A 26,784-nucleotide genomic window follows, 5' to 3' on the forward strand; every position below is an offset into this window, starting at 1 on the left:
GCGGGGGCGGGGGCCGGGGCCGCCGGTGCGGGTGCGGCGACCTGTGCGGGTGCCGAAGCGGGTGCAGGTGCCTGCGCGGGCGGTGCAGACGGAGACGCGGCGACGACAGCGGCGGTGACGGCAGCAGCCGACATCGCGGCGGCGACGGCGCGGTCGCCCTGGTCTGCGTCGGTCGCGGCGCGCACGGCGTCGGTCGCGTCCTGAGCGGCGGCGGCTGCAGCGGCTGCGGCGAGAGGTGCAGCCTCAGCAGCGGCTGCTGCGGCGAGGTCCTCTGCGGTCGGCTGACCGATCTGCGCGAGCGTGGGCTCGGCCGGGGTGGGCTCGGCGGCGGGCTCCGGTGCTGCCTCTGCGGCGGGCTCGGGTGCGACCTCGGCCGCTGCCTCGTCCTCGCCGTCGAGGGCGCGCTGGATCACGGCGATCACGCCGTCGACCTCGATGCCGGCCTCGCCACCCGTCGACTCGATCCGACCGAGCAGGTCGCGGATGGTGTCGACCATGCGCAGCAGCACGTCTGTCGTGTGCTGGTCCATGAGGCGGCGTCCGTCACGCAGCTCGACGAGGAGGCTCTCCCCGACGTGCGCGACCCTCTCGAGGTCGCCGAAGGCGAGGAACCCGCTGGTGCCCTTGATGGTGTGGATCGTGCGGAAGACGCTCGAGAGCAGCTCACGCGACCCCGGGGCGCTCTCCAGCGCGACCAGGTCCTGGTCCAGCTGGTCCAGGTTCTCGTAGCTCTCGATCAGGAACTCCCGAACGATGTCGTCAATGTCGTCCACTGATCGCACTCCCTCCGACTCACGGACGGGTAGACCTACCCGTCACTCCCTGCAGATCGGTCGCAGCCCACCGGGTATGAGGTTTTGTCACATGAGGCACCGGGTGACTCCGTGCTCGTGCGTCGCTGGCGTGTCCCGCAGGACCGTCGCGCCGCGCCGAAGACGCTGGGGTAGGGTCGTCGCATGCTGGTGCTGAGTCGACGAGTCGGAGAGAAGCTCCTCATCGGCGACGACATCGTCATCACGATCATCGACACCCGCGGAGACGGTGTGCGGATCGGGATCGACGCCCCCCGCTCGATGCGCGTCAACCGCGCCGAGGTCGTCGAGGCCGTCCAGGCCAGCAACCTCGCCGCCGTCTCAGCCGACGACGACGCCCAGGCCGCGCTCATCGCCCTGGTCACCCAGGCCACACAGTCGGGGCAGTCGGCGCAGGCACCCGACGCCAGCACCCCCGAGACGACCCCGGACGAGGGCCCCTCCCCCGCCTGACCGGCGCGCCACCCTCCTCGCTGCACAGCCTCGCGCCAGGAAGAACCGTCCCCCGGCGGACCTTCGCTAGGCTGGACTGACAGCCAGGAGAAGAGGTCTCATGATCGCCGACGACAAGGGCGCGGTGCCCCGCGGGTACAGGTTCGCCGACCACGTCCCCTATGACACCCCGGACGATCTCTCCGAGCTGCAAGGACCGACGTCCGGCATCGTCCGCGTGGGGCCGCACATCGACACCAGCCAGGACCCCACCTATCACCTCGCGGACGCCAGCGACCTGATCGCGTTGTACTCAGCGGTCGTCCGCGCCGGTTCGGCCGACGACCACCGACGCCTCCTGGACCGAGCCACGCTCGAAAGGCTGTGGCCAGACCTCGTGCTGCCACACAGGTGCCGCGAGACCTGGACCGCGCACTTCCCGCGCCTGCGCACCCTGGGCCTGCGGGCCCTGAGCATCTAGCCCGGTGCGTCCCTTCCACGAGCGTCTGGCGCGTATCGGCCTAGCGGCGACCACCTGAGCGACGTCAGGTAGTCCCGTCGCTCAGTCCCAGGCGGGGTCGTCGAGGTGCTCGTCGAGCAGGGCCGCCCAGACGAGGGCCGAGGCCGCGAAGCCGTCGAGCAGACCGACAGGCACACCGAGCTCGAGGATCGCCGCGGGCTGCGAGGTCGACGAGACGTTGCGGGCCGCGAGCGCGTCGAAGGGCCGGTGCTGGCCGACGGCCGTCATCCAGCGGCGGGCGTCGGCGAGGCTGCGGTCGGCCTCGACGACGGCCCACACCTGGTCCGGGTCGAAGGACGCGACGAGCGACGACGCGATGGTCCAGTCGGAGGCGTCGGCCCCGACGCCGAGGGCGACCACGAGCGGCGCCTCGGACTCGACGGTCGCCGCGCGGAGCCTGCGCGCGGACATGCCGGTGATGACCCACGGCCCGTAGCCGGTCTGCGGGTCGAGCCTCCCGGCGAGGGCGATGCCGGAGTCGGGCACGCCGATGCGTCGGGCGATGAGCCGCGCGGCCTCGACCACCTGCTCACCCTGCCCGGCGACCACGACGACCGAGGCGGGCTCGCGGACGACGGCGGGTGCGCGCGGGACCTTCGAGAGGACCTGCGACAGGGGGTACGTCCCCTGCCCTGCCGGCAGCTCGGAGAGCAGCCGGCGCGGGACGCCGACCTGGAGCAGCTCGGGGATGCTCGCACCCGTGGTGCGCACGACGACGAACTCGGCGGGTCGCACCTCTTTGTCGAGCACGACCGGGGTCGGGCCTGACGGGGTGGTCTTGCGGGCCCAGGGGTTGCTGCGCCGGGCCGAGGTCTGGCCGAGCGGTGGGGCGACCGGGGGCGTCGGCGCTGCCGAGACCGGACCGCCCGTCGCTGCAGCCCCGAAGGCAGCAGCCCCGGCAGCTGCGGTGCCACCCGAGGCTGCCGCGGCAGCGCCGAGCCCCGTGGCAGGTCCGGCGGTGGCGGAGGCCGCCGCGGCGGCCGCGGCCTCGTCGGCCTGGCGGGTCTCGGAGGCGAGCTGGCGCACCGAGTCGAGGATCGAGGCGAAGGTGTCCTGCTCGGTCGAGACGGGGGCGATCTCGTCGTCCGCGCTCTCCCCGCGCGGGGCGCCGTGCCTGTCGGCGGCGTCGGCGGCGGCGAGGAGCGCGTCGATCCCCACGGGCTGCACCTCGGCGGTGCCCGCGTCGACCTCCGCGCGGCGGGCCGCGTCGTCACCGCCGCTCCACCGGGCGGCAGACCCGGGCACAGTGCCCACAGACCCGCCACCCGCAGACCCGCCGCCTGCGGAGCCGACAGGCCCGCGGCTGCCCGGCGTGACGAGCGGCCCCGGGACGTAGGCGACCTCGTCGGGGACCTCGACGGTCAGCTCGAAGCGTTCTTTGGCGAAGAACCCGGCGACGCCGCCGGTCCGCACGCGCTCGGCCTTGACCACCTTGGCGGTCGGGCCGATCTCGCCGTGGACCCGGACGATGAGCGCCTCGAGGTCGGTGCCCTCAAGCAGCAATCGCTTCGACATCGCGGACAACCCCCACAGCCTCGATCTTCACACCGGATCCGGTGACCTCGGAGTATGACATCACGGGGGCCTCGCCGTGGTGCGTGGCCACGAGCGAGCGCAGCGCGGGCCGCAGGGCCGGTGCGCAGACGAGCACGACGTCGACGCCCTGGCTCTCGGCTGCGGCGCGACCGGCCGCGAAGGACCGCAGCATGGCCTCGAGCCGGTTCGGGTCGAGCAGGATCTGCGTGCCCTGCTCCCCCGGGCGCAGACCCTCGAGGAGCGCCTGCTCGAGCACGGGCTCGAGGGTCATGACGCGCAGCACGCCCTCGTGGGTGTGCGCGGCGGTGAGGGCGGGGGCGAGCTGGAGGCGGGCGGCCTCGACGAGCCCCTCGGCGTCGGTCGAGATCTTGGCGCGCAGGGTGAGCGCCTCGTAGATGCGCCCGAGGTCGCGGATCGGCACCTGCTCGGAGAGCAGGCGCTGCAGCACGCGCTGCACCTCGCCGAGGGACAGCAGCCCGGGCACGAGCTCTTCGACGACGGCGGGGTTGACCTGCTTGACGCCCTCGGTGAGCACGCGGACGTCCTCGCGGCTGAGCAGCCTGTCGGCGTTGCTCGCGATGACGTTGGACAGGTGCGTGATGAGCACCGACACCCGGTCGACGACGGTTGCTCCCGTCATCTCCGCGGCGAAGCGCATCTCGGCGGGCACCCACTTGCCGGCGAGACCGAAGACGGGCTCGTGCACCTCGCTGCCGGGCAGCGAGCCGAGGTCGTCGCCGAGGGCCAGCACACGGCCGGGCGGCACCTCGCCGCGCGCGGCCTCGACACCCGAGATGCGCAGCACGTAGGTGGACGGTGGCAGCTCGACGGAGTCGCGGGTGCGGACCGGCGGGACGACGATCCCGAGGTCGAGGGCGACCTTGCGGCGCAGTCCGCGGATGCGGGCGAGCAGGTCGTCGTCGGAGCCCGAGCTCACGAGGTCGACGAGGTTCGGGGCGAGCAAGATCTCGAGGGCGGAGACGCGCATCTCCTCGATGAGCTTCTCGGGGGTGTCGGCCACAGGCGCGACGGTCTCCCGGATCGCGGCGTCGAGCTTGGCGTCCTGCTCGGCCTTGGCGTCGCGCGCCTTGATGCGCTGCGCGCCCAGGAGCAGCGCGGCGCCGACGAGGATGAAGGGCAGCTTGGGCATGCCGGGCAGCAGGGCGAGGGCGATCGCGGCGCTCCCCGCGATGAGCAGCGAGTTGCGCGACTGCGACAGCTGCTTGGACGCCGAGCTGCCGAGGTCGGAGTCGGCGGTGGCCCGGGTGACGATGAGGCCGGTCGACACGGAGAGCAGCAGGGCCGGGATCTGGGTGACGAGGCCGTCGCCGATGGTCAGCAGCGAGTACGTCTCGACGGCCTCGCCGATCTCCATGCCGCGCTGCATGAGGCCGATCGCGATGCCACCGACCAGGTTGATGATCGTGATGATGATGCCGGCGATCGCGTCGCCCTTGACGAACTTCGAGCCACCGTCCATCGCACCGTAGAAGTCGGCCTCGGCGGCGACGTCGGCGCGGCGCTGGCGTGCCTGGTCTTCGGTGATGAGCCCGGAGTTGAGGTCGGCGTCGATGGCCATCTGCTTGCCGGGCATCGCGTCGAGGGTGAAGCGGGCGCCGACCTCGGCCACACGGCCGGCACCGTTGGTGATGACCACGAACTGGATGACCACGAGGATGAGGAAGATGACGAGGCCGATGATGAGCGAGCCGCCGACGACGAAGTGGCCGAAGGCACCGATGACCTCGCCCGCGTAGCCGTCGCGGAGCACGAGGCGGGTCGAGGCCACGTTGAGCCCGAGCCTGAACAGCGTCGCGATGAGGATGAGCGAGGGGAACACCGAGAAGTCGAGCGGCCGCTGCACGTACATCGTGGTGAGCAGGATGACCAGCGACATGACGATGTTGACGACGATGAGCACGTCGAGCAGCATCGCGGGCAGCGGGATGACCAGCAGCATGACGATGCCGACGACACCGACAGGGACCGCCAGCTTGGCGAGGTCACGGTTCTTCATGCTCGGGCCTCCGAGAGGGTGGACGTCCCCGGTGCGGGGTCGGTGTCGGGCTGCGGGTCAGGACTGTCTGCGGGGCGCGCTGTGCGCGACGCCCGGGTGCGGCGGGCCGGTGGTGGGCTGCCGGGAGGTGGTGCAGGGATCGTGGGGCCGGGCATGGTGCGGACCCCGTCGGTGCTGCCGCCGCGGCGCTTGAGCGCCATGACGAAGGCGAGCACCTGGGCGACGGCCGCGTAGAGGTCGGCCGGGATCTCCTCGCCGATCTCGCACGCGCCGTGCAGCGCACGGGCGAGCGGGACGTCGGAGATCATCGGGACCTTCTTCTCGGCGGCGACCTCGCGGATGCGGGCCGCGACGTGCCCGGCCCCCTTGGCGACGACCCGCGGTGCGCCGGTCCCCGCCTCGTACTTGAGGGCGACGGCCACGTGGGTCGGGTTGACGAGCACCACGTCGGCGTCGCCGACCGAGGCGATCATGCGGTTGCGGCTCATCGCGATCTGCTTGGAGCGGATGGCGCCCTTGAGCTGCGGGTCACCCTCGGACTGCTTGTTCTCCTGCTTGACCTCGTAGAGGGACATGCGGGTCTTCTTGCGGTTCCGCTTCATCACCACGACGAGGTCGAGCACCGCGAGCCCGAGACCGGCGGCGACGGCGCTCCACAGGAGCGAGGTGATGCCGCCCCCGGCTGCCGAGAGCAGCGCACCGACCGACAGACCGCCTGCGGTGAGCAGGACGGGCATGAGGTTCTGGACCGCGATGTACAGCACGGCGCCGACCACGACGGTCTTGGTGAGCGCCTTGACCCCCTGCCAGAGCGCCTGACCGCCGAAGGTGTTCTTGACACCCTTGAGCAGGTTGAACTGGTCGACCCTCGGCTTGAGCTTCTTGGTCGCGATGTGCAGCCCGCCCTGGGCGACGTTCGCGACGATCGCGGCGATCACCACGACGATGAGCATCGGCGTGACGCTGTCGAGGATCGAGTCGAGCCCGCGTCCGAGCAGGTCGACCACGACGAGGGGGTCAGGGTTCGCGACGACGTCACGGACCGCGCTCAGCTGGTCGACCGCTGCGGAGGCGCCGCGGCCGAGGACGACCGGGAGCATCACGGCGGCGGCACCGATCCCCAGCCACGAGCTGAGGTCCTGGGACTTCTGGAGCGAACCGTCCTTGCGGTTCTGCTTCATCCGTTTTGGTGTCGCCTGCTCGGTCTTCTCCCCCGAGTCCCCACCCCCGCTCACGAGGTCACCCCGAGGACGGCGTCGAGCGACCGTCCGGTGAGGTTCTCGATGATGCGCGGCAGCGCGAGGTACGTGAGCGAGGCGAGGCTGAGCGTGAGCAAGATCTTCAGCGGGAAGCCGAGCGCGAAGGCGTTGAGCGCCGGGGCCACCCGGGTCAGCAGACCGAGCCCGACGTCGGCGAGGAACAGCACGACCACGAGCGGACCGGCGATCTGCAGGGTCGCGAGGAACATCCCGGTGACGCTCGCCGTGAGGGCGTCACCGAGCTTCGACAGGTCGAGGCTCGCACCGAGCGGGAGCGCGTCGAAGGTGCGCACCAGTCCGGAGATGACCATCTGGTAGCCGTCCGAGACGAAGAGGATCACGACGGCCGTGAGCTGGTACAGCCTGGCGAACTGCGCGCCGTTGACCTGGGTCATCGGGTCGAAGCCCTGCGCGAGCGAGAAGCCGCCCATGAGGTCGATGAGCGACCCTGCCGACTGCACGGCCGCGAAGACGACAGCGACGAGGAAGCCGAGTCCGACCCCGATCACGGCCTCGCCCACGAGGAGCACGACGTACTCACCCGTGCTCGCGGGCGCTGTGGTCACGACCCGGGGTGCGATGGCGAGCGCGAGACCCGTCGCGAGCATGACCTTCACGGTCGCGGGGATGCCGCGGTGCGAGAAGGGCGGTGCGACGACGAGGAAGGCGACCATGCGCACACCGACGAGCATGAGCGACTCGAGCGCGCCGAGGGAGAGGCTGAGGGTCACCGGTCAGCCCCCGAGCAGACCGGGGATGCGGGCGAAGAGCTCGTGGGTGAACGACACCATCTCGGAAATCATCCAGTGGCCGCTGATGAGCAGCGCGAGCGAGACCGCGATGGCCTTGGGCACGAAGCTGAGCGTGACCTCCTGGATCTGGGTGATCGACTGCAGGAGGGAGACCGCAAAACCGACGACGAGGGCGGTGATGAGGATCGGTGCGCACAGCTTGGCCGCGATGATGAGGCCCTGCACGCCGATGTCGAGGACTGCTGAGGTGTCCATGGCCGCTACCCGTAGCTTCCGACGAGGGCCGTGATGATCATGCCCCAGCCGTCGATGAGGACGAAGAGCAGGATCTTGAACGGCAGCGAGATCATCACCGGCGGCAGCATCATCATGCCCATGGACATCAGGGCGGACGAGACCACGAGGTCGATGACCAGGAACGGGATGAAGATGACGAAGCCGATGATGAAGGCGGCCCGGAGCTCGGAGAGCATGAAGGACGGGATGAGCGTGAGCATGGGGACCGACGCCGCGTCGGTCGGGTTCGGCTGGTCGGCCGCCCGGGTCATCAGCGCGATGTCCTCCTCACGGGTCTGACCGAGCATGAACTCGCGCAGCGGGGCGGATCCGGCCTCGACGGCGGCGCTGAAGTCGAGCCCGCCGTTGACGTAGGGCTGCACGCCGAGCTCGTTCACCTGGCTGATGATCGGCGCCATGATGAACAGCGAGAGGAAGAGCGCGAGGCCTGCGAGCACCTGGTTCGGCGGGACGCCGGTGAGCCCGAGGGCGTTGCGGGTCAGCGCGAGCACCACGAAGATCTTGGTGAAGCTGGTCATCATGAGCAGCAGCGACGGGGCGACCGACAGCAGGGTGATGCCCAGGAGCACGACGATCGAGCTGCTCGGGGTCGTCGAGGTGCCGTCGAGGTCGACTGTCACGACACCGGGCGCCGGGGCGACGGGGTCGACCGGGGCGATCGGGTCGCCGGGAGCCGCAGGGTCACCGGGGGCCAGCGGGTCGCCCGGCTGGGCGGGGAGCACCGTGGCGACGGCGGAGCGGACGGCGGTGCTCTGCGCACCCTGCACGGGCGTCGCGGCCGAGGCTGAGCCTGCGGTGAGCGTCGCACCGGCGACGGTGAGCACCGTGAGCACGAGGGCGAGGAGCGCGAGGACCAGCAGCCGCAGCGAGCGACGGCCTGCGGCGGCGGTCACCGCCGGGTCCGCGACTGCACGGCGCTGACGGCCTGCCGCCACGTCGCAGGAGACAGGACAGAACCGGCGACGAGGCTGGTCGAGACCGACGCGGCTGTGCCCGTGGGCTGTGCGGCGACGGGCTGAGTCGCGATGAGCTGTGCGGCGACGGGCTCGGTCGCTGTCGCGTCCGAGGCGACAGGTGCGAGACGCGCTGTGGTGCCCTGCGCGCCCTCGGGCTGCTGGGCGACGATCCCGGCGAAGACCTCGTCGAAGGCGACAGGGGCCGCAGGCCCGTCGGACGTGGGCGCGGGCGTGCCGGCCGCGACGACAGGCGTGGTCTCAGACGTGGCGACAGGTGCCGTGCCGGGCGTGGCGCCGCCCTTCACGAGGGACGTCGCGGCGGACGGGACAGCCTCGACGACCTCGACAGGCTCGGCCTCGACGGCCGGGGCCTGCATCGACGTGAGGAGCGTGACGCCGGCCTCGCTCACGCCGAGGACCAGACGCTGGTCGCCGACGTCGACGACAGCGACGCTCGCCTTGGGCCCCAGGCCCTGGCGGCCGACGACAGTGAGCACGGCCGCGGGCCGGCGGCGCTGCTTCGGCGCGGCGGTCCGGCCGGGCAGCAGCGCCCTGAAGGGCGAGAGGAGACGGGACACGATGCCGTCCTGCGTGCGCCCGGCGGCGCGGTCGTCGAGCACCCGGCCCAGGACCACGACGAGGCCGACGACCACGACGAGGGCGAGCACGGTGCGCAGCGCGAGGACGGCGGTGTCCATCAGGCGGAGGCCTCGGCGAGGTCGACGATCTCGGTGATGCGCAGACCGTAGTCCTCGTCGATGACGACGACCTCGCCGCGGGCGATGAGGCGCCCGTTGACCATGAGGTCGGCCGGGCTGCCGGCGACGCGGTCGAGCTCGATGACAGCACCCGGGACGAGCTCGAGGACCTGGCGGACGGGCAGCTTGGCGCGGCCGATCTCGGCGGAGAGCGTCATCTCGACGTCGTAGAGCAGGCGCAGGTTGTCGCCGACCGAGGCACCCTTGCCCGCACCGGCTGCGCCGGCGGGGGCTGCCGGGACCACGTCCTGGTCGGCGCGCAGGCGCAGGCCGAACCAGCCGCGGACCACACCTGCGGCCTCGAGGGCGAAGACGTGCACGTCCTCGGCGCCGAAGGCGGTCCCGGCGTCGCGGATCTGCGCCTCGCCGAGGACTCCCTCGCCGAGGGTCGAGGCCGCGGCCTCGAGGGCGGGGCGCAGCGCGTCGGCGACCGACACGAGCGCACCCGCGCCGGCGCCCGAGAGCGCCTCTTCGATCGCGGTCTTGGCGATCACGGCGAGGTCGGCGCTGCGGGTGCCCACGAGCGACGCCGTCACGGCGACCTCGTCGGCCCCGGGGCCTGTGCCGGGCTCGCAGGGGCTCACGACGAGAGGCACGTCGGAGGGGACGAGGCGCGCGAGCGCCTCGGCGGCGGCCCGGACCAGCTCTGCGGCCTCGGCAGCCTGTGCGTCTGCGGTGTTCATCGGTCTTCTCCTTCAGCGTCCACGATCTTGCAGGCGAGTTGTCGTCCGTTGTTCCCTGCGACCCCTCGGGCGAGGACGATGCCGTCCACCACCACGTCGAGGGGGCGGGACACGGGGTGGTTCAGGTGGATGACCTCGCCGACCGTGAGGTTGACGACGTCGCGCGGGTGGACCGTCACCGGGCGCATCCGCACGGACACGTCGACGGGGACGGTGCTCATGGTGCGGTGCAGGCGGTCGCTCGCGTCAGCGGCCTCGGCGATCTCGTCCTTGCTGCGCTGGACCAGGCCCTCTCCCGCACGCAGCGGGGCGAGCAGCACGTCGGCGGGGATCATGAGCGTCGCGGTCGTGGGGCGCTCCGCGATGGTCAGCGTGAAGGTCGCGACGATCACGGCCTCCGACGCCGGGGCTGCCTGCACGAACTGGGGGTTGTACTGGATCCCCTTGACGCGGACGTCGAGCGGGACGACAGCCACGAAGGCGTAGCGCAGGTCGGCCAGCGCCCCGGACAGCATGTCCGTGATGAGCGTCGTCTCGATCTCGGTGAGCTCGCGCGGGAGCTCTTCACGGATCAGGCCGGGGCCGCCGAGCACGTAGTCGACCCAGAGCATCGAGGTCTCCGAGGTCACCTGGAGCACGGCTGTCGAGCGCGTGGTCTCGATGCTGCAGAGCACCATCGTGGTGTGGGTGGGGAGCCTGCGGACGTACTCGTCGTAGGAGACCATCTCGACACCGTCGAGCCCCACGCCGACCATCACGCGCAGGCGCGAGGTGAGCTGGGTGCCCCACTGGCGGGCGAAGGTCTCGAAGGCCATCTCGAAGGCTCGGCCGTGCTCGCGGGCGAGCGTCATCGGGCGTCTGAAGTCGTACGCCTCGGGCTGGGCTGGGCGCTGTCGGCGCACAGCGGGGCGCGTCTTGTCCTGGACCGTCACGAAGAGCACCATCGGCTCGTCCAGCGCGGGTATGAGGAAAAGCAGGCACCGGGTGAAAAGAACTTCTCAGGTTGCGGCCCGGGGCCCCTCGTGGGCGTCCGTACCGCAGGTGCTGCGTCCCTCCCCTCGTCGTGCACGCGATGCGTCCACGAGAAGCACGAGGGTCGTGTGGCGCCCTCCATGGCGCCCCGACTCACCGGCATCCGTGCCGGTCACTGGTCACCTCACTGGGTGACGTAGTCCGTCAGGTAGACGCCCATCACCTCGCCCTCGTACAGGTGCTCGAGCGACTCGGCGAGCTCGGTCTTGAGCGTGTCGCGGGTCGCGGGGTCGGTGACCTCTGCCACGGACTTGCCGGAGTAGAGGGCGATCGCGGCGTCTCGAGCCTTCGCGGCGTCGAGCTCGTGGGCCTCGAGGGTCAGCTGGAGGCCGAAGCCGAGACGCAGGTAGTGGCCGTCGGCGAGGTTGATGCTCATCGCCTCGACGGTGAAGACCTCGCCAGGCTCGGGGGCGGGCTCTGCGGCCTCGCCGCCCTTCGACATGACGAGGAAGTAGTAGGCAGCCGCAGCGAGGACCACGACGGCGATGCCGACGATGACGAAGAGCTTCTTCTTGCTCTTCTTCGGGGTCTCCTCGGGGGCAGCAGCCTCGGCCTTCGGCTTGATGCCGCCGCCGGACGCGGCGGCGCCTGGACGCTGGGGCGCGTTCATCACGCGCTGTTCGATGGGCATGGCGGGCTCAGCCTTCGGGGAGGGTCGGGACGATGGGGAGGAGCGCACGGATGCGCTCGGGCTCGTCGCTGAGGACGACGAGGTCGACACGACGGTTGGCCGTCAGGCCCTCCGCGGTCTCGTTGGGCTGGAGCGGGCGCGAGTCGCCGTAGCCGACGGCGGAGATCCGGGGGGCCGGCATCCCGTCAGACTCGACCATGCGGCGCAGCACCTGGGTGGCGCGGTCCGAGGACAGCTCCCAGTTCGACGCGTAGCGGGCTGTGGGCACCGAGTCCGCGTGGCCCTCGATCGAGATCTCGTTGGGCAGCGGCACCAGGAACGGCGTCATGGTGTCCACGACAGCCTGCGAGGTCGGTGTGAGGACCGCACTCTCGGAGGCGAAGAACACCTCGTCGGTGATCATGCCGATGACCAGGCCGCGCTCGTCGATCCGGAACTGCACCACGCCTTCCATGCCACCGGCGGCGAGGGCCGTGTCGATGGACTTCGCGAGCTCTTCGAAGCTCTGGTACTCCACGCGCGCCGCGGCGATGTCGGCGTCCGAGGCTGCGTCACCGGCCCCCGTGGACTCTCCGCCGTCGCCCGAGGTCGACTCGTCCACGGTCGACGGGACGATCTTCTCGATGGCCGGCAGGACCGCCTCGGTCGGGTTGTCGGCGAGGACACCGGCACCGTCGGACAGGATCGACACCTGCGGGGCGTTGAAGCCTGCGGCGAGCGACTGGCGCAGCTGGTCGTACTTGACCTCGTCGACCTGGCTGATCGCGTACAGCACGATGAACAGCGCCACGAGGACGGTCATCATGTCGGCGTAGCTCACGAGCCACCGCTCGGCGTCCTCGTGCTCCTCCTCGAGCTCTTTCTTCCCGCGCTTCTTGCCGCCGCCGCTGCTCACGCCGCTTCCTTCTCGACCTGCTGCTGCTCGCTCAGCGGCAGCAGGCTCCGCAGGCGCTCACCCACCAGACGCGGGTTGGCACCGGCCTGGACGGAGAGGAGTCCTTCGAGGACGATCTCCATCTGGCTGCACTCGAGCTCGGAGAGGCGCTTCAGGCGGTTGCCGATCGGCAGCCACAGGACGTTGGCCGAGAGGATGCCCCACAGCGTGGCGACGAAGGCCGCGGCGATCATGTGGCCGAGCTCGTCAGGGTTCGAGAGGTTCTCGAGCACGTGCACGAGCGAGATGACAGTGCCGACGATGCCGATGGTCGGCGCGTAGCCGCCCATGTCGTGGAAGAACTTGTACGACGTCTTGTCCGAGACCCGCTTGGAGTGGATCCGGTCTTCGAGGAGGGCCCGGAGGTCTTCGGGGTCGGTGCCGTCGATCGCGGAGCGCAGACCGCTCTTGAGGAACTCGTCGTCGATGTCGCGGGCCGCCTCCTCGAGGGACAGCAGACCCTCGCGGCGAGCCTTCTCGGCCAGCGTGACGATCGTGTCGATCGAGTCGGCCGAGGTCTTCGCCTTGCCGAGGAAGGCCTTGGGCAGCGACTTGAGGCCACCGATCGTGTCCTTCAGGGTCCCGCCGGCGAGGGCCACCGCGAAGGACCCGCCGAAGACGAGGATCATCGGGGCCGGGAGGAGCACGGCCATCGGGCTCGCGCCCTCGAGGATGATCATCGCGAGGATCGAGCCGAGCGCGATACCGATGCCGAGCATGGTTGCCGGATCCATCAGGAGTCCTCCTCTGAGATCTTCTTCACCAGCGCCAGGTCCGGGCGGGTCGTCGGCGGCTCTGAGAGCTCTGCCTGCTGGATCTGCTGGGCGCGGGCGATCATGTGGGAGCGGTGGTCGTTGACCAGCTCGATGACCTCGGCCATGGACTCCTGGACGATGAACTTGGTGCCGTCGACGAGGGTGAGGATCGTGTCGGGGGCGCTGTCGATGCGCTGCACGAGGTCAGGGTTGACCGCGAAGGGAGGCCCGTTGAGGCGCGTCACGACTATCACTTGTTCATCCGTCCGTGGGGTGCTGCTAGAGGTCCGTCCATGAACCCGTCAGAGATCTCTTCGGCGGGTGACCACGGGGTATGAGGCTTTGCGGGGGGTGCTGCTGCGACCGCAGGCCGCGGTCCGTGCGGGCCCGGAGCAGCGCCCGCCCGTCCGCGTAGGCGGTCGGACGGGCGTGCGTGCGTGCGGGCCGGTCAGGGCAGGGCGCGGACGCCTGCGCCGGTGTCAGCGCTTGAGGTTGACGAGCTCCTGGAGCAGCTCGTCCGAGGTGGTGATGACGCGCGAGTTCGCCTGGAAACCACGCTGGGCGATGATGAGGTTGGTGAACTCCTGCGAGAGGTCGACGTTCGACATCTCGAGCGCACCACCGACGAGGGAACCGCGGCCACCCGCTCCGGCGGTGCCGATCGCGGCCTCGCCCGAGTTGACCGTGGTCGTGTAGAGCGAGCCACCGGCCTTCTCGAGACCGACAGGGTTGGCGAAGGTGCCCAGGGCGATGCGGCCGACGGGCGACTTCAGACCGTTGGAGAACGCACCGATGATCGTGCCGTCGGCGTTGATCGTGAAGGACTGCAGGCTGCCGGCACGCTGGCCGTCCTTGGAGGCCGTCTCGATGCTCGTGAGCTTGGCGAAGCCCGTGACGTCGGCGAGGGAGACCGCGACGCCGTCGACGGTCACGGTGCCGGGCGAGGCGAGCGTGCCGTCGGCGTTGAAGGCGACGGGCTGGGCTGCGCCGCCGTCGGAGGTGGTGAGCATCCAGCGGTTGGGGTCCGCCGGGGCGGCGCCGGCCGACTGCGTGAAGGACAGCGTGATGGTGCGGGCGTTGCCGAGGGCGTCGTAGACCTCGACATCACGGTTGAGCACCGTGCCCAGCGCGGCGTCGGAGGGCAGGTTGCCGTCGAAGCCGACCTGCGTGGTCGCGCTCGCCGGGTTGAGGACTGAGGTGGGCAGGCGCAGCGGCGCGAGCGGCCCGTTCGGGTCGACGGCCCCGTCGACAGCCGCCCAGCCCTGGACGAGCGCACCCTCGGCGGTGACGAGGTTGCCGTTGGCGTCGAAGTCGAAGGCACCAGAACGGGTGTAGAAGTTCTCACCGTTCTTGGACACCACGAAGAACCCGTCACCCGAGATCATCATGTCGGTCGAGCGGTTGGTGACCTGGGCGGCGCCCTGCTGGAAGTTCGTCGTGACACCGGCGAGCTGCACACCGAGACCGACCTGCGCCGGGTTGGTGCCACCGACGCCGCCCTGGGCGCCACCGGCGTTGGTGAGCACCTGGGACAGGGTGTCCTTGAACTGCGTCTGCGAGGCCTTGAAGCCCGTGGTGTTGACGTTGGCGATGTTGTTGCCGGTGACGTCGAGCATGGTCTGGTGGGTGCGGAGCCCGGAGATGCCGGAGAAGAGCGAGCGGAGCATGAGAAGTTCCCTTCGGGATGTACGGACTAGGCGGAGGCTGTGGCGGGGGCGGTCGGCGTCCCCGGTGCGGTGGTGTCGTCGTCGGGGTCGGCCGGCGTCGTGGGTGCGGGCGGCACGACAGGTGCGCCGGCGGCTGTGACCGTCTGCACGGCGTCGAGGGTGACCTCGACCCCGCCGACGACGACCATCGGGACCGAGTACTTGTAGGAGACAGACTCGGCGACGCCCGTCTTCACGGTCCCGTCGGCCTGCGTGTAGCTCACCTGCTTGCCGAGCAGGTTCGCGGCGTTGTCACGCATCTGGAGGGCAAAGCTCTCCGCGATGGTGTCCGTCATGGTGGTGAGCTTCTCCATGCTGGCCAGCTGGGTGGTCTGCGCCATCATCTCGGTGGTGTCCATGGGCGAGCTCGGGTCCTGGTACTTCAGCTGGGCGACGAGCAGCGTCATGAAGGTCTCGTTGTCGAGGGACTTCTTCGACGTGCTCGCGCCGTTGGCCCCGGCGTGCAGACCCTGCGCGTTCTTGACGGACGTGGTGTCGACCGGGGTGGTCATGGTGGTGTCGATGGGCATCGGCGTTCTCCTCAGGTCAGGACGTCGACGCCGAGGGCGCCAGTGGTCGGGGTCGTGGGTCGGGTGGTCTCGGGGAGCGTGGCCGCCGCGAGGGTGGCTGTGCGCTCGGCGCGGCTGCCGGCGCTGCCGTTCCCGCCGCGGGTGCCCTGCTGGCCTGCGCCCCAGTCGCCGGCGAGGCCGCCCTGCGACCTGTCGGAGTCACCGGCGAGGGTGAGCGAGGCGTTCATGCCTGTGCCCGCGAGGTCGCGGCGCAGGTCGGTGAGCAGCGCGCGCAGGCCCTCACGGCCCGCGTCGGTCGCACCGAGGAGCTCGATGCGCACGCCCGCCGCGCCGATGTGCGCCTTCACCTGGACGGGCCCGAGGCTGTCGGGCGTCACCTGCAGGGTGAGGGTGTGCTCGCCGGGGGCCGCGTGGCGCAGCGCGACGAGAGGTCCGCGGACCTGTTCGGCGAGGGACGGTGCCTGGGCGGCCACCGGGACCTGGGGTGCTGCGGCGACCCGCTCCCCCGGAGCGGTCGGCGTGAGCCCGGCGAGAGTCTGGGAGAACGTGCTCGTCGAGGAGGTCGTGCTCGCGGGCGCCGGGGCCGCGGCGGCGGCGCCACCGGCTGCGGTCTCGGCCGAGGCCGAGCCGGAGCCGCCCTGCGACAAGTCAGCGCCCTGGGCGGACGACGCGTCGGTCGCGGGCACCGGCACAGCACCGCGTGCTGCGGCCGTGTCTGCCCCAGCGGCAGCCGGAGTCCCGGGACGAGCCGTCGTCGTGGTGTCTGCGGCGACCCCTCCCGCCGCGGCTCCAGCCTGGGCCGCGACCGGGGCGGACGACGCGACCTGCTGGTCGGCGGCCGGCGCGGTGGGCGCCTGCTGATCGGTGGCGGTGGCGGAGGCAGCGGCAGCAGCAGCCGCACCGGGTGCCGGTGCAGCCTGGACAGCCGGTGCCGGGACCTGGGCCGTCGCGTCGGTCTCGGCCCCGGTCGTCGCCGCCGGCGCAGCGGCCGACGCCTGCGGGTCGGCGACCACGACAGCCCCGGCCGCGGCGATCTGCTGGGCGAGGAGCGTGGCGGCGTCGACGGGCACGGCCGGGACCGTCACCGGGGCGACGGTCTCGCCCGTGGCACCGGTCGTCGGCGCAGCGTCGGTCGGGGCCGTCGCTCCGGTCGAGGTCGCGCCGTCGGTCGGCGCCGTGGTGCCGGTCGTGCCGGCGGACGCGGACGTCCCCTCGGACGGCTCGGTCGACCGGGTCGTCCCAGCCCCAGGCGTCCGGGGCTTCGGCATGCCGAGGTCGTGCCCCGGGCGCTCGCGCTGGAGCGTCGAGGGTCCACGGTCCGTCGAGAGCTCGCTGCGGCGCGGCTGCACGGCCTCGAGCCTGCGGGGCTGCACGGGCTCGGGGCGCTCGACGGCGCGCTGGGCCGGGCGCCGCTGGTCGGCGGCCCTGTCGGTCTGCGAGCGGCTGAGCGCAGCCGCGAAGGCGTCGCCGCTGGACGACGACGCGCCACGCGGCGCTGAGGCCGGCTGGGCTCCGCGGACGCCGAGCGTCGAGAGGGTGGTCGGGGTGGTCATGCGGCATCTCCCAGGAGTGCGGTCATGGACGAGCGGTCGGCGGCGCTGCTGGCGAGCAGCTGCTCGACCTGGGCCGCGGTCGAGAGGGCGGGCGCTGCGGCCGCTGCGGTGGCGGCGGCCTCGGAGGCTGTCGGCAGGACGCGGCGGATGGCCGTCGGCGTCTCGTAGACGTCGCGCTCGCGCACCCTGTCTCCGGGCTTGGGTGCGTCGATCATGCGACCCTCACCGAGGTAGATGCCGATGTGCGAGCCGCCGTCGAAGACGAGCAGGTCGCCCGGCTCCGCCTGGTCGAGGGAGGCCACGGGGGTCCCCTGCGTCATCTGCTCGCGGGCGACGCGCGGCATGTCGACGCCGAGGGCCGAGAGCGAGAGCTTGACGAGGCCTGAGCAGTCGAGCCCCTGCGGGGTCGCGCCGCCCCACACGTAGGGGACGCCCACGTACTTGCGGGCCTCGGCGACGAGGTCGGCGCCCGTCGGTCCGGTCGCCGACGCGGGTGCCGGGGCGACCGCGGCCGCACCCGAGAGCGCGGCGAGCTGGGTCGCGAAGTCCTGCGAGGTCCCGGTCGACGCCGAGGCACCGGTGAGGGCCTGGACGGCGGACGTCGTGCTCGTCGTCGCGAGGGAGGCACCGGCCGCAGACGTCGCGGTCGAGGCCGACCCCGAGCCGAGCACCGCGACGCCCATCGCCTGCTGGGCGGTCGGCTGGGTCAGGCTGCGGATGCTCGACTGGATCTGGCTGATCCGGCCCATCGCCTCGACGGCGCTCATGACTCTCCTCGAGTTCCGTCGGTCGTGGGGGCTGCGGGGGCTGCGGGTGAGGCCGGGCCGGTCGAGCGGGACCCGATCTCGTCGAGCACGATCTGCTCCTGGCGGAGGTCTTCGACAGCCTCGCGCTCGGCGTGCTTCTCGGAGAGCTTCTCGAGCGGCACGAGCTGGCGGCGAGTCTGGGTCCAGGCGTCCTCGCGGCGGGTCACCTCGATGCCGGCGAGCTCGGTCGCGGCACCGGCCTCGGAGGCGAGGCTGCGCAGCGCGGCGCGGGTGGCGACCGAGGACAACCAGGCACCGGCCTCTTCGACGGGGTCGAAGCCGTGGTCGGCGAGGGCCCCGTCGGCCCGGCTCTGACGCTGCGCGGCGGCGCGGCGCGCGGCGTGCGCGACGGCGAGGTCCGCGGCGGCCTGGTCTTCCTGCAGCTTGCGGAAGCGCAGCAGACCGGCGAGGCGGAAGGCGCGGCTCATGCGGCCACCCCCATGCCCTGCACGAGGCCGCGGAGCGCAGCCCAGGACTGCTCGGACGGCGCGGGCTCGTCCACGCCCTGCTGCAGGAATGCGTCGATCTGGCCCTGGTGGGCGAGGGCGGCGTCGACGAGAGGGTTGCTGCCCTGCACGTAGGCGCCGACGTCGACGAGGTCCTGGACCGCACGCCGGGCCGACATCACCTTGCGCAGGGCCGTCGCGTCGGCGCGCTGCTGCGGGCTGGTGACACGGGTCGCCACGCGCGAGATCGAGCCGAGGGCGTCGATGCTCGGGAAGTGCCCGGCGACGGCGAGGCGCCTGTCGAGCACGACGTGGCCGTCGAGGATCGAGCGGGCCGCGTCGGCGATCGGCTCGTTGTGGTCGTCGCCGTCGACCAGGACCGTGTAGATGCCCGTGACAGAGCCGCGCGCGGAGGTGCCGGCACGCTCGAGGAGCTCGGCGAGGACCGAGAATGTGGAGGGCGGGTAGCCGCGGGTCGCGGGGGGCTCGCCGACCGACAGACCGATCTCGCGCTGGGCCATCGCCACACGGGTGAGCGAGTCCATCATGAGCACGACGTCCTGGCCGGCCTCGCGGAAGGACTCGGCGATCCGGGTCGCGACGAAGGCTGCACGCAGGCGGACGAGCGCGGGCTCGTCGGAGGTGGCGACCACGACGACAGACCGGGCCAGGCCCTCGGGCCCGAGGTCGTCCTCGAGGAACTCGCGGACCTCACGGCCACGCTCGCCGACGAGGGCGATCACGCTGATCGCCGCGTCGGTGCCGCGGGCCACCATCGAGAGGAGCGTCGACTTGCCGACACCCGAGCCTGCGAACAGGCCCATGCGCTGGCCGCGGCCCACGGTGGTGAGGGTGTCCAGGGTGCGCACGCCGAGGGTGAGCGGCTGCGCGACGCGCTGACGCTCGAGGGGGTGCGGCGCCTTGCCGTCGAGCGGCACGGAGGACGTCCCGACGAGCGGGCCCTTGCCGTCGAGCGGACGACCGAGACCGTCCACGACGCGGCCCAGCAGACCGGCGCCGACGGGGACCTGGAGCGCGCCGCCTGTCGTGCGGGCCTGGAGCCCGGGGCGGATGCCGCGCATCGCGCCGAGGGGCATGCAGCGGGCCGTGGACCCGGTGACGGCCACGACCTCGGCGAGCATCGACGCAGACTCGGGCGAGGAGCCGCGGCCCTTCTCGCCGAGGGTGAGGACGTCACCGAGGGCGCAGTCGAGACCGACCACGTCCAGGGACAGACCGACGGCCGCGCTGACCTGGCCGACCCGCTCGGGCCGCGCCGCGCCCAGCACGCCGGACCAGGCGGCCGCGGCCGACGGGGTCGGGTGCGGGGCCGTCGTCGCGGACCGCTCGGCGGTCGCCAGGTCGGCGGTCATCGGGGCTCGTCCGAGGGGACGAGCTCGACGCTCGTGCGCAGCGCCTCGACGGCGCGGGTGAAGGCCACCTCGATGCGGGCGTCGAAGAACCCGCCCTCGAAGGTGCTCACGGCGTCGCCGCGGGACAGCGAGGGGTCGGCCACGAGGACCACACCGTCGAGGGACGGCAGGTCCTGCGTGCCGCGGGCGCTCTCGGCGGCGCGGACCGCAGCGAGGTCGGCGGGGTGCAGACGGACCGTCTGCACCTGGACGTCGTGCGGGACGTCGAGGGCGCGGGCGAGCGCCGCACGGGCCGACCGCTCGGTGTCGGCGAGCTCGGTCGCCAGGACAGCGCGGGCCAGCTCGACGGCACCCGTGTAGAGGAGACCGCGGGCGTCGTCGAGGACCGGGATCACCCGCGCCGCAGCACCGTGCGCGGCACGGTTGAGCACGGCGACGGCTGCGGCGTGCTCGGCGGTGCGGGCGGCCTCGGCCGCGCGCGCCTCGGCGACCAGGCGCTGGTGCAGCGTCTCGGTCGCCGCGGCTGCGGCCCGGCTGCCGGCCGCGAAGCCGGCAGCGTAGCCGGCCACGCGGGCCCGCTCCTGGGTGTCGCGGACACGGTGGTCCTCGACGACTGTGAGCCTGGCGGAGCCGAAGGTGGGGGCGTCAGGACACATACTCGTCCTCGCCCTCGCGGCGGATGACGATCTGGCCGCTCTCCTCGAGGCGTCGGATGACCTGGACGATCTCCGCCCGTGCCTCCTCGACCTGCGACATGCGGACGGCACCGAGCAGCTCGATCTCCTCGAGCAGGTTCTCGCTCGCACGCTCGGACAGGTTGCGGAGCACGGCGTCGCGCTCCCCCGGGCCAGCACCCTTGAGGGCGAGGGCCAGGTTCGCAGACTCCACGCCGCGCAGCACGAGCTGGAGCGCGCGGTCTTCGAGCAGCACGATGTCGGCGAAGACGAACATGCGCGAGCGCACCTCTTCGGCGAGCTCGACGTCGCGGGTCTCGAGTCCTTCGAGGATGAGCTTCTCGGTGCCCGGGTCGGCGCGGTTGATGATCTCCACGAGAGGACCGACACCACCCACGGCCGAGGTCTCCCGCGGGGTGAGGACGGCCGAGGCCTTCTTGTGCAGGGAGTCGGCGACGACCATGACGACGTCGGGCGCGGCACGCTCCATGAGCGCGATGCGGTGCGCGACCTCGCCCTGGGTCTCGTTGGGCAGCCCGGCGAGGATCGCCGATGCGTGCTCGGGACGCAGGTGCGCGAGCACGAGGGCCATCGTCTGCGGGTGCTCGCCGTTGAGGAGCGCGAGGACCTGGCGGGCGTCGGCCTGCTGGAGGAACTCGAAGGGCTGGCCGGCCATGCTCGTGGCGAGACGGTCGAGGAGCTCTTGCGCCTTGACGCCGCCCATCGAGGCCTCGAGGAGCTGCTGGGCGAATCCGAGGCCGCCGTTGCTGATGCTCGAGCCGCCACCGAGGGTCACCGCGTGGAACTCGGCGATGACCTCGTCGGCCATGTCGCGGTCGACCCGCTCCATGCGCAGGATCTCGGCGGTGAGCTCTTCGATCGACTGCTCGTCGAGCTGGGCCATCACCTTGGCCGCACGGTCGCGGCCGATCTGCATGAGGACGAGGGCGGCCTTCTGGGTCCCGGTCAGGGTCGCGGTGCTCATACGGAGGACCTCTGGTCCATCCAGCCGCGGAGCAGCTCGGCAACCTGCTCAGGCTGCTCGTCGACGAGGAGGGCCACGTCGTTGCGCTTGCGCTCGATGCTGATCTGCTCGGCCGAGGGGAGCTCGGGGACCTCGGGCAGCTCGAGGAGCTGGGTGTCGAGGTCGGCGGGCTCGAGCGCCAGCGGCTCGTCCATGATCGGCAGGTCACCGAGGTCGAGGGACTCGCGCGGGTCGGCACGGTTGCGGTTGCGGCGGGCCAGGAAGATCGCGAGCAGGATCACCGCGAGCAGCGCGGCGCCGGCGATGATGAGGGTGCGCATCATCTGGCTTCGTGCGGCGGCCTCGTCGGCGGCCGCGGCGGCGTCGAGGGCGGCCTGGGCCGACTCGGCGCTCGAGGTGTCGAAGGGCATCTGCGAGACGGTCACGACGTCGCCGCGTGCCTCGTCGAAGCCGGAGGCGGAAGAGACCATCGCCTGCAGCTGGGCCATGTCGACCGCAGCGGCAGCGGCCGCGTCGACGGCCACGGAGACCGACTGACGACGGACCGTGCCGGGCGCCGTGACGGTGTGCTCGGTGAGCTTGTCGACGGCGTTGTTGGCCTCGTTGGTCTCGTTGGTGTAGCTGCCGTCACCGGCGCCCTCGCCGACGGGGACCTGGATGTTGTCAGGTCCGAGCACGCCCGTCGCGGGGTTGCCGGTGCCTGTGTAGTTCTCCGTCGTGCTGCGCTCGGTGAGCGGGAGGACGCCCTCGGCGCTCGAGAAGGACTCCTGGGTCCGCTCGGTCGCGTCGTAGTCGAGGTCGGCCGTGACGGTGACGACGGCCTTGCCCTGCCCGACGATCGGCTCGAGCATCGACTGGATCGAGTCAGCGACCCGCTGCTCGTACTCGACGGTCTGCTTGTTGGCGCCGCCGGCGGCGAGGCCGGTCCCGACGGCGGAGAGCACGGTGCCCGAGGCGTCGATGACGGCGACGTCGGTCGCCTTCATGCCCTCGACGCTCGCCGAGACGAGGTTGACGATCGACTGCACCTGGTCGTCGGTCAGCGTGACGCCGGAGCGGGTCTTGACGAAGACCGACGCCGTCGGGTCGGTCGCCTCGTCGACGAAGACCGACTCGGCCGGCATCGCGAGCTTGACCGTCGCGAGCTCGACGCCCTCCATGGAGGAGACCGTCTTGCCCATCTCGCCCTCGAGGGCGCGCTTGTACGTGACGTCCTGCTGGAACTCCGAGGAGGTCATGCCCATGTCGTCGAGCAGCGAGTAGCCGCCGTCGGCCGAGGGGGACATCCCGCTCGCCGCGACCTTGAGGCGCATGTCGTAGACCGACTCGGTCGGGACCAGGACGGTCGAGCCGCCGTTGGTCAGCTGGTACTTGACGCCCTGGGTGGTGAGCTGGTCGACGATCGCGCTGGCGTCGGCCGGTGCGAGGTCGGTGTAGAGCGGGGAGAACTGGGGACGGTTGAACCACATGCTCAGGGCGACGACGCCGACGACGGCGACCGCGAGGCCGATGAGCGCGAGGGTGCGCTGGGCGACCGTGAACTCACGGATGGACGAGGTGACCCGGCCCAGCGCGGAGGTGATCTGCTGCGGCATCAGGCCTGCATCCTCATGATCTCGGAGAAGGCCTCGACGGCCTTGTTGCGGACGGCGGCGGTGAGCTCGAGGGTCACCTTCGCCTCGGTCGAGGCGATCGTGTAGTCGTGGATGTCGTCGAGGTCACCGGTGACGGCCTTGACCGCGAGGGCGTTCGAGGTGTCCTGGAGCGACTGCAGGTTCGAGACCGCGCCCGTGAGGACGTTCCCGAAGGCGTTCGAGGTCTCGGCGGTGCCCGAGGTGCTGGGCACCCCGATGACGTCGGGGCCCGACAGGTAGCCGGTCGGCGAGACGCCGCCGGCGCCGGAGAGGGAGATTCCCTCGATCGCAGGGATGCTCATCAGCCTCGTCCGATCTGCAGTGCTGCTTCGTAGGTGGCCTTCGCGCGGTCGACGACCGACGCGTTCGCCTGGTAGCCGCGCTGGGCCATGATCATCTGGGACATCTGCCCGGCCATGTCGACCTCGGGGTACTTGACGTAGCCCTCGCCGTCGGCGAGCGGGTGGTCGGGCTCGTAGACCATCCGGCCCTCGGCGCTGCCGAGCTCGATGCCGGCGACCTGGACGCCCTGGCCGTTCTCGGGGTAGCCGACCGCGCTCGCCACGACGTAGCGGGCCTGGAAGGCCGCCTCGTCGGAGGGGCGGACGGTGTTGATGTTGGCGAGGTTGTCGCTCACCGCGTCGAGCCACTTGCGGTTGACGGTCATGCCTGTGCTGGCGATGCCGATCGCTCCGAAGGTTGTCATCAGCTGGTCCTCATGGCTGTTCGGAGGGACGAGAAGGTGCCGTCCACCGCTTGGGTGGCCAGCTGGTAGCGCAGGTTGGTGTCGACGTTGAGCAACGTCTCCGCGTCGAGGTTGACGTTGTTGCCGTCGAGACGCGTGGGCTCGAGGGAGCGGGCCTCGGTGGGCTTGGCCGCACCGGTGCCGCGGCGTACCGCGGAGGCGAGCTCGCTCTCGAAGGAGACACGGCCCGCGAGGTAGTTCGGGGTGTTGATGTTCGCGACGTTGTTCGCGATCACCCGCTGGCGCAGGGCAAGGCCGTCCAGAGCGCTGTTGAGCGCGACGAAGGTCACTGAATCGAACACGACTATCCCCACGTGATGGTGACTGATCGGCCGATCCATGGCCTCCTGCGCGAGCCTTCCTGGCTCGTAAAGCACTATCGTCAGGTCCTCGCAACCCATGAGGGTTTTCTCACCCCCGGGTGAGAGGACCTGTTCTTTCACCCGACGGCGTCGAGGTACACCGCCGTCGTCGTGTCGTTCGTGCGCATGGAGCTGACCGCGCGCAGGTGCGCCCGAGCGGTGCTGGCGGCCTCTTCGAGCCGCTGCGTGAGCTCCAGCTGACGGTCGAGGATCGTCACGGCGCGGTCCGCGAGACCGGCCGGGATCGGTCCGAGCCCGGCTGGCGGCGTCCAGGAGAGGTCGGGCAGCACGTCCGAGTCGTCGATCAAGAACCCCGGGGCGACAAGAGCCTCTGCCTGGTCCATCGACCTGTCGAGCTCGTCGAGCGCGGCCTCCCACGCGGACCGCACGGGGGCCGGAGCCTCCGGCGGCGTGGAGACAGTCTCTGGTGCGGACACCAGCACAGGCACGAGAGCCTGCTCGGTCCGGTCGGCCGTGAGAGCCTCAGCCGACACCGAGCACTCCCCCGGTCTGCTGCGGTGCACCGACCGTGGCCAGCTCGCCGGTCCGGCGCGTCGCGCCGCCGAGCTCGGCGGCGGCCTCGTGCCAGGCGGCCCGGAGCGGCTCGACGACGGCCCGGCACTGCTGCGTGCGGTCGGCGTCGTGGGTGATGTTGGCCTGCACGAGCTCACCCATGAGGTGGGTGTACAGGGACTGCAGCGCCGGGCCGCCGGACCACGCCTCGACGTCGAGGGTGACCATCAGCTCGGCCAGGATGTCCTGCGCGTGCAGGAGCTGGACGTTCGCCTCGGCGGCGTCGCCCGCTCGCTGCGCCTTCTCGGCCCTGTCGAGGTCGAGGACCATGCGGTCGTACAGCATGGTCAGGAGGCGAGCAGGGGTGGCGCTGAGGACGGCATCGCTGAGGAACCGTGCGCGCTGTGCTTCGGAGCTCATCATGTTGCTCATGTGGTCCTCATCGGCAGCAGACCGGGCGGTGTGAGAGAAGCGGGAGACCGAAGATCGACTCCTCGTCGGGAGACCAGCCCGGGGCCGGACCGACAGAGCCGGCTGGGGGGGTCAGTTCCAGGTGGGCAGCGACGAGACCTGGCCGGCGAGCCAGCTCGACTGCGACTGGAGACCGCTGAGCGTCACCTCGAGCGAGGCGTAGGTCCGCTCGAGCCCGGACCTGCGGGTGGCCAGACGACGGTCCCAGTCGCTCACCTGCTCGGTGAGGTTCTTGGTGAACGACTCCTGGCTCTTGATCTTCTGCGTGAGGCTGCCGTCGATAGGGCTCGAGATCTTGGTCGCCGTCTCGGCCACCCGCTCGGCGAGCCCGGAGACGACCTTCTGGACCTTGGCCGGGTCGCTGGCGAGCGCTGCCGCGAACTTCTCGGGCTCGAAGGTGAAGGCACCGTCCTTGCCGAGGACGATCCCGACCTCCGAGGGCGAGATGCCGTCCACGGGGTAGGCGAGGGCCGAGGTGAGGGACTGCTGGATCCCGCGGGTCGCGCTGTCGCCCGAGAGCACACCTCCGGCGATGACCGTCCGGCCGTCGGCCGAGGTCGTCGTCGTGGTCGCGGTCCGCGAGGTGATCTCGGAGAGCACGACGCCCATCGAGCCGACGAGGTCGGAGGCGAGCTTGGTGAGGGCCGCGTCGTTGCGCGTGGTGGTCACGGTGACGGGTGCGGTCTCGAGGGCAGAGACCGTGAAGCTCACGCCGGTCAGCACGTCGCTGAAGGTGTTGCTCGCCGAGGTGACGGTCTGCCCGTCCCAGAGGCTGATGGCCGCGTCGGCCGAGGCCACCAGGGCTGCCGACCTCGAGACGACGAGGTCCGAGGCACCGGCTGCGAGGTCGTCCTTGGTGACGGTCCCGCGGTGGATGTCGAAGGCTGCGTCGTCTCCGGTCGCCTTGCCGGTGATCTGCAGGCGCGACTCGGTCGGGGAGACCTTGACGACGCTCGCCGTGATGCCGGTCCCTGCGGTGTTGAGCTTGGTGGCCAGCCCGGCCAGGTCTGTCACGCCGGCGAGGTCGACGGCGACCAGGGTCGGCTTGTCGGCGGGACCGGAGACGATCGTCAAGGAGTCGGGGACGCCGCCGGGGAAGTAGGAGTCGAGGTCGGTGACGTTGCCGCTCACCGAGGTCTGGGCCTTGGCCAGGCGGTCGACCGTGAAGCTCAGGGTCGAGGGCTGCGAGCCGGCGCTCGTGGTGACCTTGACGCTCGGCGCTGTCGAGACGGCCGACGTGGCCTGCCAGGACGCGGGCTTCGCGGCGGTCTTGGCGACGTCGGTCAGCGACGCGACGCGGGTGTTGAGGCCCTGCAGCGCGGTGATGAAGGTCTGCGTGGTCGAGACCTTCTGCTTGAGCATGGTCTGAGGCATCGCCTCGACCTGCATCAGCTGGTTGATGAGGTCGCTCGTCTTGAGACCGCTGATCATTCCGTCGATACCCAGGCTGACCATTCGACGCTCCTCGTTCGGTGTGGCGGTGCGGTGCCCGCCAGGCGGCGCGCGGGTTCGTCACAGACCGACGGCGGTGAGGGACGGTGTCCCTCACCGCCGTCGGATCTGCGGTACTGCGGTGGTGCTGTGCTGCTGTCGTGCGGTGGTGCTCGGTCAG

At 71.4% G+C, this 26,784-nt stretch carries 31 protein-coding genes; 2 read left to right on the forward strand and 29 right to left on the reverse strand.

What is annotated here, in order from left to right; translation table 11 throughout:
• On the reverse strand, positions 1 to 773 hold a 773-nt coding region (locus HZZ10_RS13950; RefSeq protein WP_179913970.1), incomplete at its 3' end, for an Hpt domain-containing protein.
• A gap of 183 nt (positions 774 to 956) precedes the next feature.
• Between HZZ10_RS13950 and csrA the strand changes: the two genes are divergently transcribed.
• Positions 957 to 1,265 carry a carbon storage regulator CsrA gene (csrA, locus tag HZZ10_RS13955; protein WP_179913971.1) on the forward strand — a complete coding sequence of 103 codons (309 nt, stop codon included), beginning with the start codon at positions 957 to 959 and terminating at the stop codon, positions 1,263 to 1,265.
• Positions 1,266 to 1,365: 100 nt separating this feature from the next.
• Entirely contained in the window at positions 1,366 to 1,725 is a 360-nt protein-coding gene (locus HZZ10_RS13960; protein WP_179913972.1) for a hypothetical protein, read from the forward strand.
• Between the two features lie 81 nt (positions 1,726 to 1,806).
• Here HZZ10_RS13960 and HZZ10_RS13965 read toward each other — a convergent pair whose 3' ends face one another.
• The 28 genes from HZZ10_RS13965 to fliD form a co-directional block, all read right to left on the reverse strand.
• Positions 1,807 to 3,279: a hypothetical protein gene (locus tag HZZ10_RS13965; protein ID WP_179913973.1), complete on the reverse strand. Its 1,473-nt coding sequence runs from the start codon at positions 3,277 to 3,279 to the stop codon at positions 1,807 to 1,809.
• Positions 3,257 to 5,317, reverse strand: coding sequence for a flagellar biosynthesis protein FlhA (locus tag HZZ10_RS13970; protein WP_056128311.1), 2,061 nt, complete (start codon positions 5,315 to 5,317; stop codon positions 3,257 to 3,259). Before HZZ10_RS13970 ends, HZZ10_RS13965 begins: the two co-directional genes overlap by 23 nt.
• Positions 5,314 to 6,552 carry an EscU/YscU/HrcU family type III secretion system export apparatus switch protein gene (locus HZZ10_RS13975; protein ID WP_082543741.1) on the reverse strand — a complete coding sequence of 413 codons (1,239 nt, stop codon included), beginning with the start codon at positions 6,550 to 6,552 and terminating at the stop codon, positions 5,314 to 5,316. Before HZZ10_RS13975 ends, HZZ10_RS13970 begins: the two co-directional genes overlap by 4 nt.
• Positions 6,549 to 7,307 carry a flagellar biosynthetic protein FliR gene (locus HZZ10_RS13980; protein ID WP_056128305.1) on the reverse strand — a complete coding sequence of 253 codons (759 nt, stop codon included), beginning with the start codon at positions 7,305 to 7,307 and terminating at the stop codon, positions 6,549 to 6,551. Before HZZ10_RS13980 ends, HZZ10_RS13975 begins: the two co-directional genes overlap by 4 nt.
• Positions 7,308 to 7,310: 3 nt before the next feature.
• Positions 7,311 to 7,583 (reverse strand): flagellar biosynthesis protein FliQ, encoded by a 273-nt coding sequence (fliQ, locus tag HZZ10_RS13985; protein WP_056128301.1) that lies wholly within the window; start codon positions 7,581 to 7,583, stop codon positions 7,311 to 7,313.
• Between the two features lie 5 nt (positions 7,584 to 7,588).
• Positions 7,589 to 8,518 (reverse strand): flagellar type III secretion system pore protein FliP, encoded by a 930-nt coding sequence (fliP, locus tag HZZ10_RS13990; RefSeq protein ID WP_179913974.1) that lies wholly within the window; start codon positions 8,516 to 8,518, stop codon positions 7,589 to 7,591.
• On the reverse strand, positions 8,515 to 9,279 hold the full coding sequence (locus tag HZZ10_RS13995; RefSeq protein WP_179913975.1) for a flagellar biosynthetic protein FliO: 765 nt from the start codon (positions 9,277 to 9,279) through the stop codon (positions 8,515 to 8,517). The genes fliP and HZZ10_RS13995 overlap by 4 nt, the downstream gene beginning before the upstream one ends.
• A complete protein-coding gene (fliN, locus tag HZZ10_RS14000) occupies positions 9,279 to 10,022 on the reverse strand; it encodes a flagellar motor switch protein FliN (RefSeq protein ID WP_179913976.1) in 744 nt (247 codons plus the stop codon). The genes HZZ10_RS13995 and fliN overlap by 1 nt, the downstream gene beginning before the upstream one ends.
• Complete coding sequence (locus HZZ10_RS14005) at positions 10,019 to 10,966, reverse strand: flagellar motor switch protein FliM (protein ID WP_056128293.1); 948 nt, start codon at positions 10,964 to 10,966, stop codon at positions 10,019 to 10,021. Before HZZ10_RS14005 ends, fliN begins: the two co-directional genes overlap by 4 nt.
• Positions 10,967 to 11,178: 212 nt before the next feature.
• Complete coding sequence (locus tag HZZ10_RS14010; protein ID WP_056128290.1) at positions 11,179 to 11,685, reverse strand: flagellar basal body-associated FliL family protein; 507 nt, start codon at positions 11,683 to 11,685, stop codon at positions 11,179 to 11,181.
• A gap of 7 nt (positions 11,686 to 11,692) precedes the next feature.
• Positions 11,693 to 12,580 carry a flagellar motor protein MotB gene (locus HZZ10_RS20080; RefSeq protein WP_056128289.1) on the reverse strand — a complete coding sequence of 296 codons (888 nt, stop codon included), beginning with the start codon at positions 12,578 to 12,580 and terminating at the stop codon, positions 11,693 to 11,695.
• A complete protein-coding gene (locus HZZ10_RS14020) occupies positions 12,577 to 13,353 on the reverse strand; it encodes a motility protein A (RefSeq protein WP_056128287.1) in 777 nt (258 codons plus the stop codon). Before HZZ10_RS14020 ends, HZZ10_RS20080 begins: the two co-directional genes overlap by 4 nt.
• A complete protein-coding gene (locus tag HZZ10_RS14025; RefSeq protein ID WP_056128283.1) occupies positions 13,353 to 13,628 on the reverse strand; it encodes a flagellar FlbD family protein in 276 nt (91 codons plus the stop codon). The genes HZZ10_RS14020 and HZZ10_RS14025 overlap by 1 nt, the downstream gene beginning before the upstream one ends.
• Positions 13,629 to 13,853: 225 nt before the next feature.
• Positions 13,854 to 15,041 carry a flagellar hook protein FlgE gene (locus HZZ10_RS14030; RefSeq protein ID WP_056128280.1) on the reverse strand — a complete coding sequence of 396 codons (1,188 nt, stop codon included), beginning with the start codon at positions 15,039 to 15,041 and terminating at the stop codon, positions 13,854 to 13,856.
• Between the two features lie 26 nt (positions 15,042 to 15,067).
• Positions 15,068 to 15,610 carry a flagellar hook assembly protein FlgD gene (locus tag HZZ10_RS14035; protein ID WP_082543739.1) on the reverse strand — a complete coding sequence of 181 codons (543 nt, stop codon included), beginning with the start codon at positions 15,608 to 15,610 and terminating at the stop codon, positions 15,068 to 15,070.
• Between the two features lie 11 nt (positions 15,611 to 15,621).
• Entirely contained in the window at positions 15,622 to 17,163 is a 1,542-nt protein-coding gene (locus tag HZZ10_RS14040; RefSeq protein WP_179913977.1) for a flagellar hook-length control protein FliK, read from the reverse strand.
• Positions 17,160 to 17,930 (reverse strand): C40 family peptidase, encoded by a 771-nt coding sequence (locus tag HZZ10_RS14045; RefSeq protein WP_056128274.1) that lies wholly within the window; start codon positions 17,928 to 17,930, stop codon positions 17,160 to 17,162. Before HZZ10_RS14045 ends, HZZ10_RS14040 begins: the two co-directional genes overlap by 4 nt.
• On the reverse strand, positions 17,927 to 18,397 hold the full coding sequence (locus HZZ10_RS14050) for a flagellar export protein FliJ (protein ID WP_179913978.1): 471 nt from the start codon (positions 18,395 to 18,397) through the stop codon (positions 17,927 to 17,929). Before HZZ10_RS14050 ends, HZZ10_RS14045 begins: the two co-directional genes overlap by 4 nt.
• Positions 18,394 to 19,788 (reverse strand): FliI/YscN family ATPase, encoded by a 1,395-nt coding sequence (locus HZZ10_RS14055; RefSeq protein ID WP_082543738.1) that lies wholly within the window; start codon positions 19,786 to 19,788, stop codon positions 18,394 to 18,396. The genes HZZ10_RS14050 and HZZ10_RS14055 overlap by 4 nt, the downstream gene beginning before the upstream one ends.
• Entirely contained in the window at positions 19,785 to 20,444 is a 660-nt protein-coding gene (locus tag HZZ10_RS14060) for a FliH/SctL family protein (protein WP_179913979.1), read from the reverse strand. The genes HZZ10_RS14055 and HZZ10_RS14060 overlap by 4 nt, the downstream gene beginning before the upstream one ends.
• A complete protein-coding gene (gene fliG, locus HZZ10_RS14065) occupies positions 20,434 to 21,447 on the reverse strand; it encodes a flagellar motor switch protein FliG (RefSeq protein WP_056128266.1) in 1,014 nt (337 codons plus the stop codon). The genes HZZ10_RS14060 and fliG overlap by 11 nt, the downstream gene beginning before the upstream one ends.
• Positions 21,444 to 23,042 carry a flagellar basal-body MS-ring/collar protein FliF gene (fliF, locus tag HZZ10_RS14070; RefSeq protein ID WP_179913980.1) on the reverse strand — a complete coding sequence of 533 codons (1,599 nt, stop codon included), beginning with the start codon at positions 23,040 to 23,042 and terminating at the stop codon, positions 21,444 to 21,446. Before fliF ends, fliG begins: the two co-directional genes overlap by 4 nt.
• Complete coding sequence (fliE, locus tag HZZ10_RS14075; protein ID WP_056128260.1) at positions 23,042 to 23,383, reverse strand: flagellar hook-basal body complex protein FliE; 342 nt, start codon at positions 23,381 to 23,383, stop codon at positions 23,042 to 23,044. Before fliE ends, fliF begins: the two co-directional genes overlap by 1 nt.
• Positions 23,383 to 23,787 (reverse strand): flagellar basal body rod protein FlgC, encoded by a 405-nt coding sequence (gene flgC / locus HZZ10_RS14080; protein WP_056128256.1) that lies wholly within the window; start codon positions 23,785 to 23,787, stop codon positions 23,383 to 23,385. Before flgC ends, fliE begins: the two co-directional genes overlap by 1 nt.
• A complete protein-coding gene (gene flgB / locus HZZ10_RS14085) occupies positions 23,787 to 24,128 on the reverse strand; it encodes a flagellar basal body rod protein FlgB (protein WP_056128252.1) in 342 nt (113 codons plus the stop codon). The genes flgC and flgB overlap by 1 nt, the downstream gene beginning before the upstream one ends.
• A 137-nt stretch (positions 24,129 to 24,265) precedes the next feature.
• A complete protein-coding gene (locus tag HZZ10_RS14090) occupies positions 24,266 to 24,682 on the reverse strand; it encodes a hypothetical protein (RefSeq protein WP_056128249.1) in 417 nt (138 codons plus the stop codon).
• Positions 24,672 to 25,133 carry a flagellar export chaperone FliS gene (gene fliS, locus HZZ10_RS14095; protein ID WP_056128247.1) on the reverse strand — a complete coding sequence of 154 codons (462 nt, stop codon included), beginning with the start codon at positions 25,131 to 25,133 and terminating at the stop codon, positions 24,672 to 24,674. Before fliS ends, HZZ10_RS14090 begins: the two co-directional genes overlap by 11 nt.
• 111 nt (positions 25,134 to 25,244) lie before the next feature.
• Positions 25,245 to 26,627, reverse strand: a complete 1,383-nt coding sequence (fliD, locus tag HZZ10_RS14100) for a flagellar filament capping protein FliD (RefSeq protein ID WP_179913981.1) — start codon at positions 26,625 to 26,627, stop codon at positions 25,245 to 25,247.
• Between the last annotated feature and the right edge of the window lie 157 nt (positions 26,628 to 26,784).

It is taken from the genome of Sanguibacter inulinus (assembly GCF_013415325.1).
Lineage (GTDB): Bacteria > Actinomycetota > Actinomycetes > Actinomycetales > Cellulomonadaceae > Sanguibacter > Sanguibacter inulinus.